Origin of the sequence: Sulfitobacter sediminis (genome assembly GCF_040811725.1) — a bacterium.
GTDB classification, from domain to species: Bacteria; Pseudomonadota; Alphaproteobacteria; order Rhodobacterales; family Rhodobacteraceae; genus Sulfitobacter; species Sulfitobacter sediminis.
In genome coordinates, this window is the sequence record NZ_JBFNXX010000001.1 from 20,920 (window position 1) to 36,139 (window position 15,220).

The 15,220-nt window shown below is 62.7% G+C and carries 15 protein-coding genes; 5 read left to right on the forward strand and 10 right to left on the reverse strand.

Annotated features, from left to right (window positions below; all coding sequences use genetic code 11):
* Positions 1-7: 7 nt before the first annotated feature.
* Positions 8-703: a fumarylacetoacetate hydrolase family protein gene (locus tag AB2B41_RS00100; protein ID WP_367875690.1), complete on the forward strand. Its 696-nt coding sequence runs from the start codon at positions 8-10 to the stop codon at positions 701-703.
* Positions 704-729: 26 nt separating this feature from the next.
* Here the strand turns inward: AB2B41_RS00100 and AB2B41_RS00105 are convergent, their stop codons facing one another.
* From AB2B41_RS00105 to AB2B41_RS00130, 6 genes are read right to left on the reverse strand one after another with little or no spacing between them, the layout of a single operon-like run.
* Complete coding sequence (locus tag AB2B41_RS00105; RefSeq protein WP_367875691.1) at positions 730-1,536, reverse strand: alpha/beta fold hydrolase; 807 nt, start codon at positions 1,534-1,536, stop codon at positions 730-732.
* The gene (locus tag AB2B41_RS00110; RefSeq protein ID WP_367876161.1) at positions 1,529-2,518 is read right to left on the reverse strand and encodes a P1 family peptidase; all 990 of its coding nucleotides are present in this window, start codon (positions 2,516-2,518) and stop codon (positions 1,529-1,531) included. Before AB2B41_RS00110 ends, AB2B41_RS00105 begins: the two co-directional genes overlap by 8 nt.
* Before the next feature lie 7 nt (positions 2,519-2,525).
* Positions 2,526-2,879, reverse strand: a complete 354-nt coding sequence (locus tag AB2B41_RS00115; RefSeq protein ID WP_367875692.1) for a cupin domain-containing protein — start codon at positions 2,877-2,879, stop codon at positions 2,526-2,528.
* Positions 2,876-4,474 carry an ABC transporter ATP-binding protein gene (locus AB2B41_RS00120; protein ID WP_367875693.1) on the reverse strand — a complete coding sequence of 533 codons (1,599 nt, stop codon included), beginning with the start codon at positions 4,472-4,474 and terminating at the stop codon, positions 2,876-2,878. The genes AB2B41_RS00115 and AB2B41_RS00120 overlap by 4 nt, the downstream gene beginning before the upstream one ends.
* Positions 4,471-5,286: an ABC transporter permease gene (locus AB2B41_RS00125; protein ID WP_367875694.1), complete on the reverse strand. Its 816-nt coding sequence runs from the start codon at positions 5,284-5,286 to the stop codon at positions 4,471-4,473. The genes AB2B41_RS00120 and AB2B41_RS00125 overlap by 4 nt, the downstream gene beginning before the upstream one ends.
* A complete protein-coding gene (locus AB2B41_RS00130) occupies positions 5,283-6,230 on the reverse strand; it encodes an ABC transporter permease (protein WP_367875695.1) in 948 nt (315 codons plus the stop codon). The genes AB2B41_RS00125 and AB2B41_RS00130 overlap by 4 nt, the downstream gene beginning before the upstream one ends.
* 277 nt (positions 6,231-6,507) lie before the next feature.
* On the opposite strand from AB2B41_RS00130, the gene AB2B41_RS00135 reads away from it, so the two are divergent.
* Together AB2B41_RS00135 and AB2B41_RS00140 are read left to right on the forward strand one after the other, a co-directional pair.
* Complete coding sequence (locus tag AB2B41_RS00135) at positions 6,508-6,915, forward strand: HdeA/HdeB family chaperone (RefSeq protein WP_367875696.1); 408 nt, start codon at positions 6,508-6,510, stop codon at positions 6,913-6,915.
* 94 nt (positions 6,916-7,009) lie between these two features.
* On the forward strand, positions 7,010-8,125 hold the full coding sequence (locus AB2B41_RS00140) for an acetoin utilization protein AcuC (protein WP_367875697.1): 1,116 nt from the start codon (positions 7,010-7,012) through the stop codon (positions 8,123-8,125).
* 2 nt (positions 8,126-8,127) lie between these two features.
* On the opposite strand, the gene AB2B41_RS00145 is transcribed toward AB2B41_RS00140, so the two are convergent.
* The 4 genes from AB2B41_RS00145 to AB2B41_RS00160 form a co-directional block, all read right to left on the reverse strand.
* Positions 8,128-9,099 carry a nuclear transport factor 2 family protein gene (locus AB2B41_RS00145; RefSeq protein ID WP_367875698.1) on the reverse strand — a complete coding sequence of 324 codons (972 nt, stop codon included), beginning with the start codon at positions 9,097-9,099 and terminating at the stop codon, positions 8,128-8,130.
* Positions 9,100-9,158: 59 nt separating this feature from the next.
* Complete coding sequence (locus tag AB2B41_RS00150; protein ID WP_367875699.1) at positions 9,159-10,637, reverse strand: ABC transporter substrate-binding protein; 1,479 nt, start codon at positions 10,635-10,637, stop codon at positions 9,159-9,161.
* A 90-nt stretch (positions 10,638-10,727) separates the two neighbouring features.
* Positions 10,728-12,011: an acetylornithine deacetylase/succinyl-diaminopimelate desuccinylase family protein gene (locus tag AB2B41_RS00155; protein ID WP_367875700.1), complete on the reverse strand. Its 1,284-nt coding sequence runs from the start codon at positions 12,009-12,011 to the stop codon at positions 10,728-10,730.
* Between the two features lie 39 nt (positions 12,012-12,050).
* Complete coding sequence (locus tag AB2B41_RS00160; RefSeq protein ID WP_367875701.1) at positions 12,051-13,304, reverse strand: aminotransferase class V-fold PLP-dependent enzyme; 1,254 nt, start codon at positions 13,302-13,304, stop codon at positions 12,051-12,053.
* A 126-nt stretch (positions 13,305-13,430) separates the two neighbouring features.
* Here AB2B41_RS00160 and AB2B41_RS00165 point away from each other — a divergent pair, with 126 nt between their 5' ends.
* Positions 13,431-14,282, forward strand: a complete 852-nt coding sequence (locus AB2B41_RS00165; protein ID WP_367875702.1) for a formate/nitrite transporter family protein — start codon at positions 13,431-13,433, stop codon at positions 14,280-14,282.
* An 11-nt stretch (positions 14,283-14,293) separates the two neighbouring features.
* A complete protein-coding gene (locus AB2B41_RS00170; RefSeq protein WP_367875703.1) occupies positions 14,294-15,220 on the forward strand; it encodes a YihY/virulence factor BrkB family protein in 927 nt (308 codons plus the stop codon).

The following is a 15,220-nucleotide window of genomic DNA, read 5'->3' on the forward strand; positions in this document are numbered from 1 at the left end:
ACCGCCCATGTCATACGTCTTTGAACCGCCCCAGCAGGCCAGCCTCGCCGTTCAGGGCACCGATGACCGCTTTCCCATTCGCCGGATCTTTTGCGTGGGCCGGAACTACGAGGCGCACGCGCGGGAAATGGGCAAGGACCCGACGCGCGAGGCACCCTTCTTTTTCACCAAGCCCGCCGATGCCGCGCTGGATACCCCCTGCACCATCGCCTATCCGAAACTGACGGAGAACCTCCACCACGAGATCGAACTGGTGATCGCCATCGGCAAGGGCGGCTCCGAGATCGCCGAGGCCGATGTCATGGAACACGTCTGGGGCGCGGCTGTCGGTCTCGACATGACGCGCCGCGATTTGCAGGGCGAGGCCAAGGAAATGGGCCGCCCCTGGGACTGGGGCAAGGCCTTCGATCAATCAGCACCCATCGGGCCGATCAAACCGATTGCCGATGTGCCCAGTGTCGAAAGGGGCCGCATCTGGCTCGCCGTCAACGGCAAGCTGCGACAGGACGCCGATATCGCTGACCTGATCTGGTCCGTGAAAGAGCATGTGTCGATCCTGTCGCACAGCATGGCCCTTGCACCCGGAGACCTTGTCATGACCGGTACGCCCGCAGGTGTTGGTGCAGTGGTGCCGGGCGACGTGATCACCGGCGGGGTCGAGGGGATCGGGGAGATCGAGGTCAAAATCGGGCCCCGCGCCTGACGGCGTTCAGGCGCAAAGCCCCTCTTTCACGCAATAGGATGTGCCGAGAGGAAGCGGTGCAGGTGCGCCGCAACCTCCTCGGTCGCATCCCAGATGATCGAATGGCCTGCGTATCCGATCACGTGATGCTCCGCATTGGGTAACGCCTCGAAGCTCGCTCGCGCCGCGTCGGGCGGCACCATGATGTCCTGCCCGGCGTAGAGGATAAGCGTGGGGCTGGTGATATTTGCCGGTTCTGCCTCGGGTCGGAACGCCCGGAAGGCCGCGATCTGCCGCGCCATGGCATCCAGCGTCTGGGCATGCGGATAGGCCAGCGCCGCCTCCAGCGCTGTTTCGATATTGGCGAGGTCCTCGAAGAACCGGTGCCCGAAGATCCACGGATAAAGCGCACGCAGCCACATCTCCTCACCCTTCGGCGCCTGGCGGATCGCGAGCAGCGTATCGAACAGCGCGGCGGTCCGCGGCGCACGCACCCGCCCCGAGGCGAGCACGGTCGCCGAAGCGACGCGCTCCGGATGCGCGCTGGCCAATTCAAGCGTCAGCAACCCGCCAAGGGAGTGACCGGCGCAGTGAAATCGCTCAAACCCGAGGTGGTCCATCAGCGCCAACGCATCCTTCGCCATCAGGGCGCAGTCGGCTGCCGCGTCCTTGGGTTCAGTCCGGCCTGTGGTGCGGTTGTCGGGGCGGATCACGGTGAACCGGTCGGTCAACAGCGAAAAAAGCGGTGTCCACGTCGCGCTGTCGCTCAGCATACCCGCAAGCAACATCAGCGGCGGACCGCTGCCGTCGATCTCGTAGTGTAGCGTGATGTCATCGAGCGGCAGGTCAGGCATTGAGGTCTCTCCAGCAGGGCAGCAGGTCGCCCGGCGCGGGCTTTGCCTCGTAAACCGCGCGGGCGATGGCGCGGGCAAGACAGAGCGCGGCGGCATGGCCGATCAGCCCCACATCGCCCCGCGGTTTCGCATCGGTGCTGAGTGCAAAGACCAGATCGCCATCCTGCGGCAGATGTGCGGGTACCGTGGCGCGAGCGATGCCGTCATGCGCGGCGGTGGCGACACGCTGGCATTCGGCCTTGGTCAGGGTGGCATCGGTGGCGACGATGGCGATGGTCGTGTTCTCACGCAGCGACATGGCCCGCATCTTCCGGCTTTGCAGGGTCAAACCGAGCCCGGAAGCGGGGTCGGGCCCCAGGCCGCCGAACTCCTCGCCAATCTCGAAAGGTGCTGCGAAAAAGTGCTTGTCGCCGGGGGTCGTGACAGCCCCCACCGGGTTTGCCGCGACCAGCGCCCCCACCGTGCATCCATCCGGCAGAACAAGCGAGGCCGATCCGAGACCGCCTTTCATCATCCCCGTCAGGGCCCCCGTTCCGGCGCCCGACGTGCCAAGCGCGAAGTCCTCCGATGCGTCCTCGAACGCCGCCCGTCCCAGGGCGCGGTAGGGGTTCTCGTCCCAGTCCTTCTGTCCCCCGTTCAGCAGATCGAAGAGGATCGCGCCCGGCACCAGCGGGATCGTGGCCGGACCAACCCGAAATCCCCGCCCCACCGCGCGCAGCCCGTCCACCACGCCGGAACAGGCGTCGAGCCCGTAGGCCGAGCCTCCCGAGAGCACCAGCGCATCCACGGCGGCAACGGATTTGTCGGGGGCCAGCAGGTCCGTCTCGCGCGTGCCGGGGGCACCGCCCATCACGTGGACGGAGGCGGTGAAAGGTTTGTCCGCCATCACCACCGTGCTGCCGGATTTCAGCGCATCGTCCTGCGCACTTCCTACCAGAAGGCCGGTCACATCGGTGATCAGATTCCTGCGCCCCGGTTCCATCGTCATGTCAAAGCCTCGGTTTCTTGGCGGCGGTCGCAGGATCGCCGGTGTTGGGCTCACCCTTGGGCTCGATCAGCAGCACCTCGCATTCCAGCTCTGCCCGGGGACGGTGGCTGACACCTTTCGGCACGACGAATATCTCGCCCGCCCTGACCGGGTGCGAGGCGTCTTCGACGTCCATCACCATCTCTCCCTTGAGGACAAGAAAGAAATCATCGGTGTCCTCGTGCAAATGGAACGGGAACTCTCCCTGAAACTTCACGACCATCACGTCATTGTCGTTGTAATCGGCGATGACGTGCGGGTCCCAATGGGTGCTGATCCGGCTCAGATTCTGGGCAAGGTTGACGGGATGGTTCATGCTATGGCTCCGAGGTCTGGCAGCACCGGGGCGGCGGCGATCAGGGTCTGGGTATAACCGTGCTGCGGGTTGGTGAAGATCTTCTCCGTCTCACCCTGCTCCACGATCTTGCCCGCCTGCATCACCAGAACCCGGTCGGTGACGGTGCGCACCACAGACAAGTCGTGCGAGATGAAGAGATACGTCAGGTCATAGGCGCCGCAGAGTTCGGCCAGAAGGTCGAGGATCTGCGCCCGGACCGACACGTCAAGCGCGCTGACCGCCTCGTCAAAGAGGATCAGCTCCGGCCGGATGATCAGCGCGCGGGCGATGGCGATGCGCTGGCGCTGTCCGCCGGAGAATTCGTGGATGTACTTGGTGGCGTCCTGCGGCCTCAGTCCGACGGCGGTGAGGGAATTGTCTATGGCCTTCTGGCGCTCCGCCCCCGAGGGGGGATCAGGAAGCAGGTGAAAGGGTTCCGTGATCAGGCGGTCGACCCTGTGGCGGGGGTTGAAGCTGCCAAAGGGGTCCTGAAAAACCACTTGCATCTTTCGGCGCACGGCGAGGTTCGGCTTGTTGCCAGTGAAGACGGGCACACCGTCGAGCGTGATGGTTCCCGACTGCACCTGCTCCAGACCCAAAAGCGCCCGTGTCAGTGTCGATTTTCCGCAGCCGCTTTCGCCCACCAGCCCCAGCCGTTCGCCGCGCTGGATTGTGAAGCTCACGTCATCCACCGCCCGGAAATGCCCCGGCGCGCCCAAAAGTTTCGTGCGCGGCAGGCGGTAATCCCGGGTGATGTTCTTCACCTCCATCAGCGGCGCGGGGGGCGGCGCTGCGGGCAGGGCGACCTGGTGGCCGGAGGCCTCGAACAGCATCTTCGTATAGGGATGCTGCATGCCCAGCAGCAGCGCCTTCGTCTCGCCCTGCTCAACGATCTCACCATGGCGCATGACGACGATCCGGTCCGCCATGTCGGCAACCACGGCAAGGTCATGGGTGATCATCAGGAGGCCCATCTGGTCCTCCTTGGCCAGCCGTTTCAGCAGGTCGAGAATCTGGGCCTGCGTCGTCACATCAAGCGCAGTTGTCGGCTCATCCGCGATCAGCAGACGGGGACGCAGGGCGATGGCCATGGCGATGACCACGCGCTGACGCTGGCCGCCGGAAAGTTCATGCGGAAAGCGGGAAAGGGGAAAACGCTCCTGCGGCAGGCCCACCCGTGCGAGGGTTTCGGCGGCACGCTCTGCCGCTTCGGCGCGCGGCATCGCGGGATCGTGGATGCGGATGGTCTCGGCCACCTGCCGTCCGATGGTCTGAACCGGGTTCAGCGCGGTCATGGGTTCCTGGAAGACCATGCCCATGTCATTGCCCCGCATCTTGCAAAGCTCGGGCTCGGACAGCGCCGTGATCTCCCGATCGCCCAGCAGGATGCGGCCCTTTGTGCGCGCTCCTTTTGGCAACAGCTGCATGGTGGCAAGCGCCGTCATCGACTTGCCCGACCCGCTCTCACCGGTGATCGCGACAATCTCGCCTGGGGCAACGGTAATGCTCACGTCATGCAGGATGTCGAACTGATGGATCGACAGGCCAAGGTTCTCGATCGACAGCAGGCTCATGTGCGCGCCACCCGTAGCCGGGGATCGAGATAATCGCGCAACCCATCGCCCATTAGGTTCAGACCGAGCACGGTAAGGATGATCGCGAAGCCCGGCACCAGCGCCATGTGGGGTGCGATGCTCACCAGCGTTTGCGCATCGGCGAGCATCCGGCCCCAGCTTGGCGTCGGCGGCTGCGCGCCGAGGCCCACGTAACTCAGGCCCGCCTCCGCCAAGATACCTAGCGAGAACTGGATGGTCCCCTGCACGATCAGCAGGTTGGTTACGTTGGGCAGGATATGCTCGACCGAGATCCGCGCCGCGTTCTTGCCCGCGACACGGGCGGCGAGGATGAATTCACGCTGCCAAAGCGACAGTGCCGCCCCACGCGTGATCCGGGCGAAGACGGGAATGTTGAAGATGCCGATGGCGATGATCGCATTGATAGCGCCCGCACCAAAGATCGCGGTGATCAGGATTGCGATGACGAGGCTTGGAAAGGCAAAGACCAGATCGTTACCGCGCATGATCAGCTCGTCGATGAAGCTCCCGTTCCGTGCGGCAGCCCAGAGGCCCAGCGGTACACCCAGCCCCATGCCGATGCCCACCGCCACCAGCGCCACGGCGATGGAGGTCCGCGCGCCCACCATGATCATGCTCAAGAGGTCCCGCCCGAAGTGATCCGTGCCAAGAAGGTAGTCGCCGCCCGGCGGTTTAAGCTTGTTCGGAATATCGAGCGCGGTGTGATCGTAGGGCGTCCAGATGAAACTGATCGCTGCGGCGAGCAGGAAAAGCGCCGAGAGCAACGCGCCGAGGATCAGATTGCGCCTCATGTCCGGGACCTCAGCCGTGGGTCGACGGCGGCATAGGCGAGGTCGACCAGGAAATTTACCACGATAACCGAGAAGACCAGCAGCATGACCACCGACTCTACGACAATCAGATCGCGGGCCGAGATCGATTGGAACACCAGCCGCCCTAGGCCCGGCAGGTAGAATACCTGTTCGATGATAATCGACCCGGCAAGCAGGAACGAAAATTGCAGCCCGATGATGGTCAGCACCGGTATGAGCGCGTTCCGAAGCCCGTGCCGCCAGAGCGCCTGCCGCGCCGAAAGCCCCTTGGCCCGCGCGGTGCGCATGAAATCCTCGCCCAGCACGTCGAGCAGGGAGGACCGCATGACCCGTGCCAGGATCGCTGCCTGCGGCAGCGCCAGCGCGATTGCGGGCAGCGTCAGCGCATGTATACCCGCCCAGAAGCCTGCGTCCCAGCCGACAAAGCCACCGGCGGCAAACCACCTTAGGTTGATCGCAAAGATCAGCACCAGCATCATCGCGAACCAGAAATTCGGCACCGCAACGCCAAGCTGTGTGGCCCCCATCACCCCGATATCACCCGCCTGACCGCGGCGGCTGGCGGCATAAATGCCCGCCGGAAATGCGACCAATGTGCTGAGCGTCAGGGCGTAGAGCGCGAGCGGCAGAGAGACCCAGAGCCGGTCGCCGATCATCTCGATCACCGGCGTGCGGTAGGTGTAGGAGGTTCCGAAATCCCCGGTCAGCATCCCGCCTACCCAGGCAAAGTACCGCTGCACCTTGGGCACATCGAGCCCAAGCTCGCTCCGCAGGGCGGCAAGGGTCTCGGGCTGGGCATTGATGCCAAGCATGAAGGACGCCGGATCGCCGGGGGCGACCTCGATCACGGCGAAGATCATGATGGATGCCACGGCAAGGCTGATGGCCAGCGAAAGAAGACGTTTCAGGGTGTAGCGCAACATCGCGCCGAGGTTATGAGCAGCGCCGCTCGCCGTCCAGAAAATGTTCGGCAGAGGCGGGTGTGAGACGGTGCGTTTATCTCAAGGTTGAACGAGGGGCCGCGAACATGATGATGACGAGAGGAAAGCGGTAACAGAAAAATTTCACCTTAGAATACTAATTTATTTCAGGTAACTACGAAAGTTTTGTCAAATTTCATGGATTTTCCCCAATTTCCAGCGGAACAAATTTTCCCGACATTGCGTTGGTTGCCCAACTGGAATTCAACTGGAGATAACAATGACCAAGACATTCAAAACCCTTGCCGCAGCAGCCCTGATGACTGCAATTTCCGCCCCCGCATTCGCCGCCGCGCACATGGATCCGACCTCCATGACCTGCGAAGAATACAACCAGCTGAGCGGCGCCGATCGTGACAAGATCGCCGTGATGGCAATTGCCGCGATGAACGACAACGTCCAGCCGACCGATGGCACGGCGACCGCCACTGCTTCTTCCGTAGGTACCACACAGGAGGAGAGCAACAGCGCCGCTTCGCAAGGGTCCGCAACCGCAACTTCGATCGCCAACGCGGACGACGACATGACGCGCTTTGCCGAAGAGATCGCTGTGCTGAATCGCGTGTGCTCGCGCAACTGGGATGCCATGGTGTCCGAAGCAGCAGCAGGCATGGCCGGCACCCGCTAAGCGGATACCACACAATCGGAACGAGGGCGCCCCAAGGCGCCCTCTTTTCTTTTGCGAAGGTTGGAAAGCCCGGAGGTCAGGATACATTCTGCCCATGCAGAAACCCGTTTTCATTGGCCACGAGATCTATCGCCACTCAACCTACGGCAGATGGCATCCCTTGCGGGTGCCGCGCGTTTCAACCGTGATGGATCTCAGCCGCGCACTGGGCTGGTTGCCGCCGGAACAATTCATCACATCGCCCCGTGCCAAGCCCAGGGCGCTGACGAACTGGCATACCGGGGATTACATCGCGGCCCTGCAAAGGGTGGAGGAAACGCAGGAAACCACCGAGGAAGACCGCGCGCGCCATGACATAGGCAGCGTCACAAACCCCGTCTTCCCCGAGATTTTCTGCCGCCCGGCCACCGCCGCGGGCGGCTCGATCCTTGCCGGTGAGCTTCTGCGCGACGGCGGTGTCGTCTACAACCCCGCTGGCGGAACCCATCACGGCATGCCTGACCGGGCAAACGGGTTTTGCTATCTCAACGATCCGGTGCTGGCGATGCTGAGCCTGCGGCATCAGGGGGTGCGGCGCATCGCTTATGTGGATATCGACGCGCACCACCCGGACGGGGTGGAGGAAGGTTTTGGCGGCGATCCCGAGTGTCTGATGATCTCCGTGCATGAGGCGCGTCTTTGGCCGCGCACGGGGCCCATCGAGAATGACGGGGGCGGGAATGCCGCGAACCTACCGGTGCCGCGCGGGTTCAACGACAGCGAAATGGCGCTGGTGCGCGAGGAATTGATCCTGCCGAAGGTTGCGGCATTTCAGCCGGAGGCCATTGTCCTCCTCTGCGGGGCTGACGGGCTGGAGGAAGACCCGCTGTCGCACATGGCGCTCAGCAACAACGCGCAATTGGATGTGCTGCGCGGGCTGATGGGGATGGCGCCGCGTCTGCTGGTGCTGGGCGGTGGTGGGTATAACCCTTGGTCCGTCGGGCGACTGTGGGCGCAGGTTTGGGGAGTGCTGAACGGGCTGGAGGCACCGGAGGTGCTGCCGGAAGCGGCGGAGCAGGTGCTGCGCGGGCTGCGGTTTGACGGGAACCGGCGGGGGAAGAACCCGCCAGCACATTGGTTCAAGACTCTGAAGGATGCGCCGAGAGAGGGTGTGGTGCGGTCGGAAATCAGGGAGAGCGTTGCGCTGCTTTCACGGCGGTCTTTGCCGTAAGGTTATGACCACTTCAGCGAATGGACCAGATGTTCGCCTTCAAGGCCCTTCAACGGCGTCTCGATGGGGTCAGTAAAGGTAAATCCGGTTGCGTCACCAACCATGACGCGCGTCGCTTCGGAGACGCGGATATTGCCCGGTTCTGTCATCCCCGCCACGCGGGCGGCTTTGTTCACCACGGTGCCCACAAAATCGCCGTCTTTCTGAATGACGTCCCCGGTGTGAATGCCAACCCGGATGCGCAGCTTGGGCTCATCTGATTGATCTGCCATGGTCCGCTGGATCCCGATAGCGGCCCGCATCGCCGCTGCGGCAGAGGAAAAGGTGGCGAGCGTTCCGTCGCCGAGAGATTTCACCAATGTCCCGCCTTCGGCCTGCACCAGTGCCGTGATCTGGCCGATGTGCGCGGTGACGATCCTGTGCCACCGGGCATCCCCAACGGCAGATGCCAGAGCGGTGCTGTCGACGATGTCCGTAAACATCACCGAGGCAATGCCTGTTTGAGTGATCTCGATCTCCTCGGCGCGCGCGGCATCGAGAAGGTCTTCGAAACGGCTCAATTCGTAACCCATCGCCTCCATATTCGGTTTTGGGTTCGAGTTGTGGATATGCACGATCCGCCAGACGCCTTCCTCCATCGCAAAGATGAAGGTGTTGCGGAAGGCGACCTGCAGTTCGGCCTCCGGCGCGTGAATGGTCAAGGTGGTGAAAGCCCAACCGAAATCACCGGCTTCATATGCCGTCGCGTTGATATTTTCGGGTATCAGAACCGCCTGGTCGTCCGAGTATTTCTCGAACGTCTCGCGCAGGTTCTCACCCGTGAAAAGCTCGCCCTCATCCGATCCGATATAGGTCAACGCGTCGGATGAGGAGAGTAGGTTCGCGGCAGTCTTGGAGTTTCTGGCCGCGTAGGCCTTGAGCCAGCGTGTGGCAATGGCCGCGAGTTCGGGGGAGGGCGAAAAGGGGTCAGCCATCAGAATTCCAGATGCAACGGGCCCCGGCGGATGCGGGGCCCATCGAGTGCTGTTCCTGTTTACTCCGACCAACTCACTCCGGTCAGATCTGTTGCCTGTGTCGGCGCGTTGGCCCAGAGACCCTGCACACCGGCCTTGGCGACGCCCAAAGCGGCAAGCTGGAAGAGATAGCCGTTCACGTAGTCATCCGCGATGATCTTCTGCGCGTCGGCCATCATCTGGGTCCGCATATCGGGGTCCGTGGTGCCGTTCAGCTTGGTGATCAGCGCCTGGAAATCCGGGTTGTCGTACTGGAAGTAGTAGTCCGGATTGGCATAGATGCCGATGTCCATGGGCTCGGTATGGCTGACGATGGTCAGGCCAAAGTTCTTGCCCCGGAACACGGTTTCCAGCCACTGCGCCCATTCGACATTCGTGATCTCGGCCTTGATCCCGACCTCGGCCAGCTGCGCCGCGATGATCTCGCCGCCGCGACGGGCGTAGGACGGGGGCGGCAGGTGCAGCGTGGTCTCGAACCCGTCGGGGAAGCCCGCCTCGGCCAGCAGCGCCTTGGCCTTCTCGGGGTCGTAGTTCGACTGCGCCGTCAGATCGACATAGGCCGGGTTGTGCGGCGCGAAATGCGTGCCGATGGGCGTGCCGAAGCCGAACATCGCACCGTCGATGATCGCCTGCCGGTCGATGGCATGGGCCAGCGCCTCGCGCACCAGCTTGTTGTCAAAGGGCGGCATCTTGTTGTTGGTGGACAGGATCGTCTCACCTTCGGTCGATCCGACAAGCACCTGGAAACGCGGATCCGCCTCGAACTGCGGCAGGTTCTCGGGCGCGGGGAAGCCGCTGAAGACGTCCACATCCTCGGCCATCATCGCGGCAAAGGCGGCGGTGGGGTCGGAGATGAACTTGAACGTGGCCTTCGCCAGTGCCGGGGCATCGCCCCAGTAGTTGTCGTTGCGGGAAAGCTCGATCCTGTCGCCCTGCGTCCAGCTGTCGAACTTGAAGGCACCGGTGCCAATGGGTTGCTGCTTGATGTTCTCGATGCTTTCGGGGGCCACGATCACCGCGTCACCCCAGGCAAGGTTGAAGATCATGTTGCCGTTAGGCTCCGAAAGCTTCACCTCGACGGTCGCGGGGTCGATGACGTTGACCTCGGAAATTGCGGTATAGAGCGCCTTTTGCGCGTTCGCGCTATCCTCAGCGATGATCCGGTCGAGTGAAAATTTCACGTCCTCGGCGTCCATCGTGGTGCCGTCGTGAAATGTCACGCCGGTCCGCAGCTTGAAGGTGTAGGTCAGGCCGTCGTCCGAGATTTCCCAGCTTTCGGCAAGTCCCGGTACAACGGAACCGTCCGACATGAAGCGGGTCAGCCCCTCGAAGACATTGGAATAAAGCACCGAGTCGATGGCCCCGGCGGCGGCGGATGTTGGATCGAGGTGCGGCGGTTCAAGCTGAAGCGCGACGGTGATGTCGTCCTTTGCGATGGCGGCACCGGCCATGAGGGCAGCCGTGCTGACGCCAAGCAGGATGTGGCGAAGGTGGAACATGGGTCTCTCCCTTATTGGTTATGGGGAAAGGCTAGCCAAAAGATGTTTCAGTTGCCAGCGTTCCGTTCAGGTGGCGCAAGGTGCATAAGTTCACTCGGACTTTGGCAGCAGCAGCGTCTCCAGCGCCGCCCCCATGACCTTGGCGCTGTCGATCATGTCGTCGATGCCGATGTATTCATCCGGCTTGTGTGCAAGGTCGAGAATGCCCGGCCCATAGGCGATGCAGTTCTTCAGCTTTCCGATCCGGTCGATGTGTTTCTGATCGTAGCTGCCGGGCGAGGCGACGTATTCCGGTGGCTTGCCCATCACGGTCTCGATAGCCTGCGCCACGGTGCGCACCACCGGCGCTTCCTTGTCGGTCATCGAGGGTAGCACCGAATTGCGTTCGGTCAGCTGGTACTCAAAATTCGCGCGGCTGGCTTTCAGCCCTTCCAGCAGCGTCGTCACTTCTTCCCTCACCCCTTCAAGCGATTCCTCGACCAGAAACCGGCGATCAATCACGATCCGGCACGAGTCCGGCACGCAATGGGCCTGCAGCCCTGTGAACCCCGGCTCAGGTTCCGCCTCGCCCCCGTGGATGGAGTTGATGTTCATCGTGGATTGCCGCGCGCCTTCGGGCACCACGGGCATTTCCGTGTGCCGCGCCGCCATGGCGGGGAAGAGTTTGTCCTCGAATTCCTGCAAGACCGCGCCCATGTGGCGCACGGCGCAATCGCCCAGGAACGGCATCGCGCCATGGGCGATCTCGCCCTTGGTCTCGATCTCCGCCCACCAGCCGCCGCGATGGCCAAGGCAGATGCGGTCCTTGTTCAGAGGTTCGGGGATGATGACATGCTGCACGCGCTTGGGGTCGAAATACCCTTTCTCGGCCAGGTAGGCGACGCCGCCGTAGCCGCCGGTTTCCTCGTCCGCCGTGCCGGAGATCTCGATGGCCCCCGCGAAATCGTGATGTGTCTCGATAAAAGCCTCCGCCGCGATGATCGAGGCGGCCAGACCGCCCTTCATGTCGCAGGTGCCGCGACCGTAGATCTTGCCGTCCGAAACCTCCGCCCCGAAAGGATCGAAGGTCCAGCCATGGCCCACTTCGACGACGTCGGTATGGCTATTGAAATGCACGCAATCCCCCGGGTGCCGCCCCTCGCGACGTGCGATGATGTTCCAGCGCGGGTACTTATCGCTATCGCCCGGCGTTCCATACGCGCGGATCAACTCGGTCTGGAACCCATGCGCGGTAAGACGTTTGTCCAGATACTCGCAAATCAGGCGATAGTCGCGTCCGGGCGGGTTGAGCGTCGGGATACGGATCAGGTCCTGGGTCAGGGCGATCAGGTCGTCGCGCCGCCCCTCGATGGCTTTGGCAAGGTCTGTCGTCATGGGCGCATCGTTCAACGATGCCGGAGCTTTGGCAATCCCTTATCCCACCATCTTTTTCATCGCGGCAAGCAGGCTGCGGACCTCCTCGAGTGTGTTGTAATGGCACAGCGAGACACGCACGGCCGCATCAAGACCGAGGGGCGTGAGGACATTACCCGAATAGTGATCGGCCTTGCGGACATGGGTCCGGATGCCCTGGGCATTCAGGCGCTCCACGATCTCTGCGGCGGGAATGTCGGCGAGGGCGAAACAGACAAGCCCCTCGCGGTCGGGGTTGTCGACGCCACCCAGAATGGTGATGCCGGGCAGATCGGCGAGGCCCGGCAAATTGCCGGTGCCGTGCAGCATGGCGTCGGTCAGTTCCTTTTCATGCGCGTGGATCGCGTGGCCTGCGGCCTCGATCCGGGCACGGGGGGCTGTTTCCCCCGACACTTCTCCGCCCAGCCAGTCGAAGTACTTCACGACATCCGAAAAGGTTGCGTAAGCACCCGTGTCGCGCGTGCCCATCTCCCAGTTTCCGAGCGGACCATCTTTGAGCGCTTCGAGCGACAGGCCGGACAGCCGGTCCGAGGTCCAGGCCACGCCATATCCATGGCGCGAGAACACCTTGTAGGGTGACACGACGTAGCCGTCGATCTCGTAGCTGGCGATGTCGATCCGCCCGTGGCTGGCATGCTGGATGCCGTCGACGATGATGTAGGCGTCGGGCGCGACCGCGCGGATTTCCCGTACGATACCGGCGACGTCGTTGGCGATGCCCGTCACCGGAGAGGTATGCAGGATGGTGGCCACCCGCACGTCCGGCGTGACCCGCTCGGCATAGGCCCCGGGCGTGACCTGGCCAGTCTCGTCATCGTGGGGAACACTGACGTAGGGCTTCCCGGCAAGTTCCGCCCAGTGCTGCGCCGCGCTGCGCGACGCCGGGTGTTCGACCGTGGACCCAAGCACCTTGCCGCCCGACGCGCTGCCCATGACTGCTGTCCGGATCAACCTGAACAACAACTCTGTGCCCGATTCGCCGACAAAGAACTGCCCTTCGGGGGCGTTGAAGAAAACCGCCATTTCGGCCTTGGACTTCCTGATCGTCTCCACCAAAGCGGCTGAGGCAGGGTTGTCACGCCCCTGATTGTCCGGGATCGCCGCAAAAGTGGCGGATGTATCGACCACCGATTTCAGCGTCAGCGCGCCGCCCGCGTTCTCGAAAAAGATGCGCGGCCCCTGAAAGGGGCAGCTCTCGACATGGGCGAAACGCGCTCGGATGGCGCGGGTCATATCGGGCGAATGCGTGATCACGGCAGGTCCTCAGGTGAAGTTGCGTCAAACCCTTGGTTCTTTGGCACAAAGATTGCAAGCCTGCCCTGTCAATTCCCGTCTGGCGGGCTAGTTCCCCTAGCAACGAAACCTAGGAATTTGACGCAGATGTCCCCACTGGTCACGAAGTACGCGCCCGGCAAGAACGCCGAGGAAGCAAGAGAAGAAAAATCGGTCAAGGATGCGGCGGCGCTGTCGCCCAAGCTGATCTACGAAGTCATCCGCCGGGACGGCGAGGAAGAATTGGCGCGTACCAAACGGTCGCTCGTATGGTCGGGCATCGCGGCGGGCATGCTCATCAGCCTGTCGGTTCTGGGCGAGGCGATTTTCCGTACCTATTTGCCGGACAATCCTTCACGCTACCTGATTGAAAATCTTGGGTATTCCCTAGGTTTCCTGGCCGTGATCATGGGTCGGATGCAGCTTTTTACCGAGAACACGATCACCACGGTGCTGCCGATCATGCGTGAACGCACCCTCTCTGCCTTCGGGTCGATGATGCGGCTCTGGTCCATCGTGCTGGCCGCGAATGTCGTAGGCGCCTTCGCGGCCGCAGCGCTCTTTGTCTTCACACCGGCCCTCCCGGCCGAACTCATGCCCGCCATCGAGGAGCTTTCGCGGCACGCGACGGGCATGGGCGCATCCACCGGGTTCTGGCGCGCCATCCCGGCAGGGGTGATCGTGGCGCTGATCGTCTGGATGCTGCCCCAGGCCGACGAGGCTGCCTTTTTCCTGATCCTGACCTTCACATGGCTGATCGCCGCGGGGGACTTTACCCATATCGTGGCGGGATCGGTGGAAATGGCGGTGCTAGTGCTGCAAGGTGAACTAGGGTTTAATGCTGCCGTCCTCGGCTTCTTTATTCCGGTGCTGGCCGGTAATATCTTCGGCGGCACGCTAGTCTTCACGCTTGTCGCCTGGGGTCAGGTGCGCGACGACCTGGAATTGCCGGATAATTAGGGAGTATCCCCTTGGTAACACGACGCCCGACATTGGGATTTCGCGGCTATTGGGACGCGCTCAAGGGAAGTTTTTCCCACGTGGGCGAGAACAACCTGGCCCTGATCTCCGCGGGCGTCGCGTTCTTTTCGATGCTGTCGCTGTTTCCGGGGCTTGCCGCCCTGATTGCGGTGCTCAGCCTGATCGCCGATCCGGCGGTGGTGGTGGCGCAACTCGAAGAGATGCGCCCCTTCATGCCCAACGATGTCTACGAGATCCTCAACGCCCAGGTGGTGGGCCTCGTGACGACCAGCAGCGATACGCTGGGATGGGCCGGCGCGCTGTCGGTCTTCCTTGCCCTGTGGTCCGCGCGCGCGGGCGTTGGTGCGATGATCAGTGGCCTCAACTCCGTCTACAAGGAGCGCGACAGGAACACCGCGAAACACTATTTTCGCGCGCTGCTGCTGACGATCGCTCTTGTCGCCGTCGGTATCGTCGCGCTGCTCAGCCTCGTGGTGATCCCCGTTGTGCTGGCTTTCTTCCCGCTTGGCGTGATCGGGACCATTCTTGTCGAAATCGTCCGTTGGGTCATTGCCATCGGCGTGCTTTTCGTCGGCATCGGACTGCTCTACCGTTTTGGCCCTAACCGCAAGGCCGCGCGGGTGCATTGGCTTTCCGCCGGTGCCGTCATCGCGGTGCTGTTCTGGGTCCTGCTGTCGGTGGGCTTTTCCTACTACGTGGCGAATTTCGGCAACTACAACCAGGTCTACGGCTCTATCGGTGCGGTGATCGCCATGTTGATCTGGCTCTGGATCAGCAGTTTTCTGGTACTATATGGTGCGGCACTGAACGCGCAGATCGAATTGCGCACCAAGGCCGACAGCACCGTCGGACAGCCGATGCCAGCGGGTGAACGCGGCGCTTTTGTTGCCGATAAAATAGTTGAAACAAATGGTTAA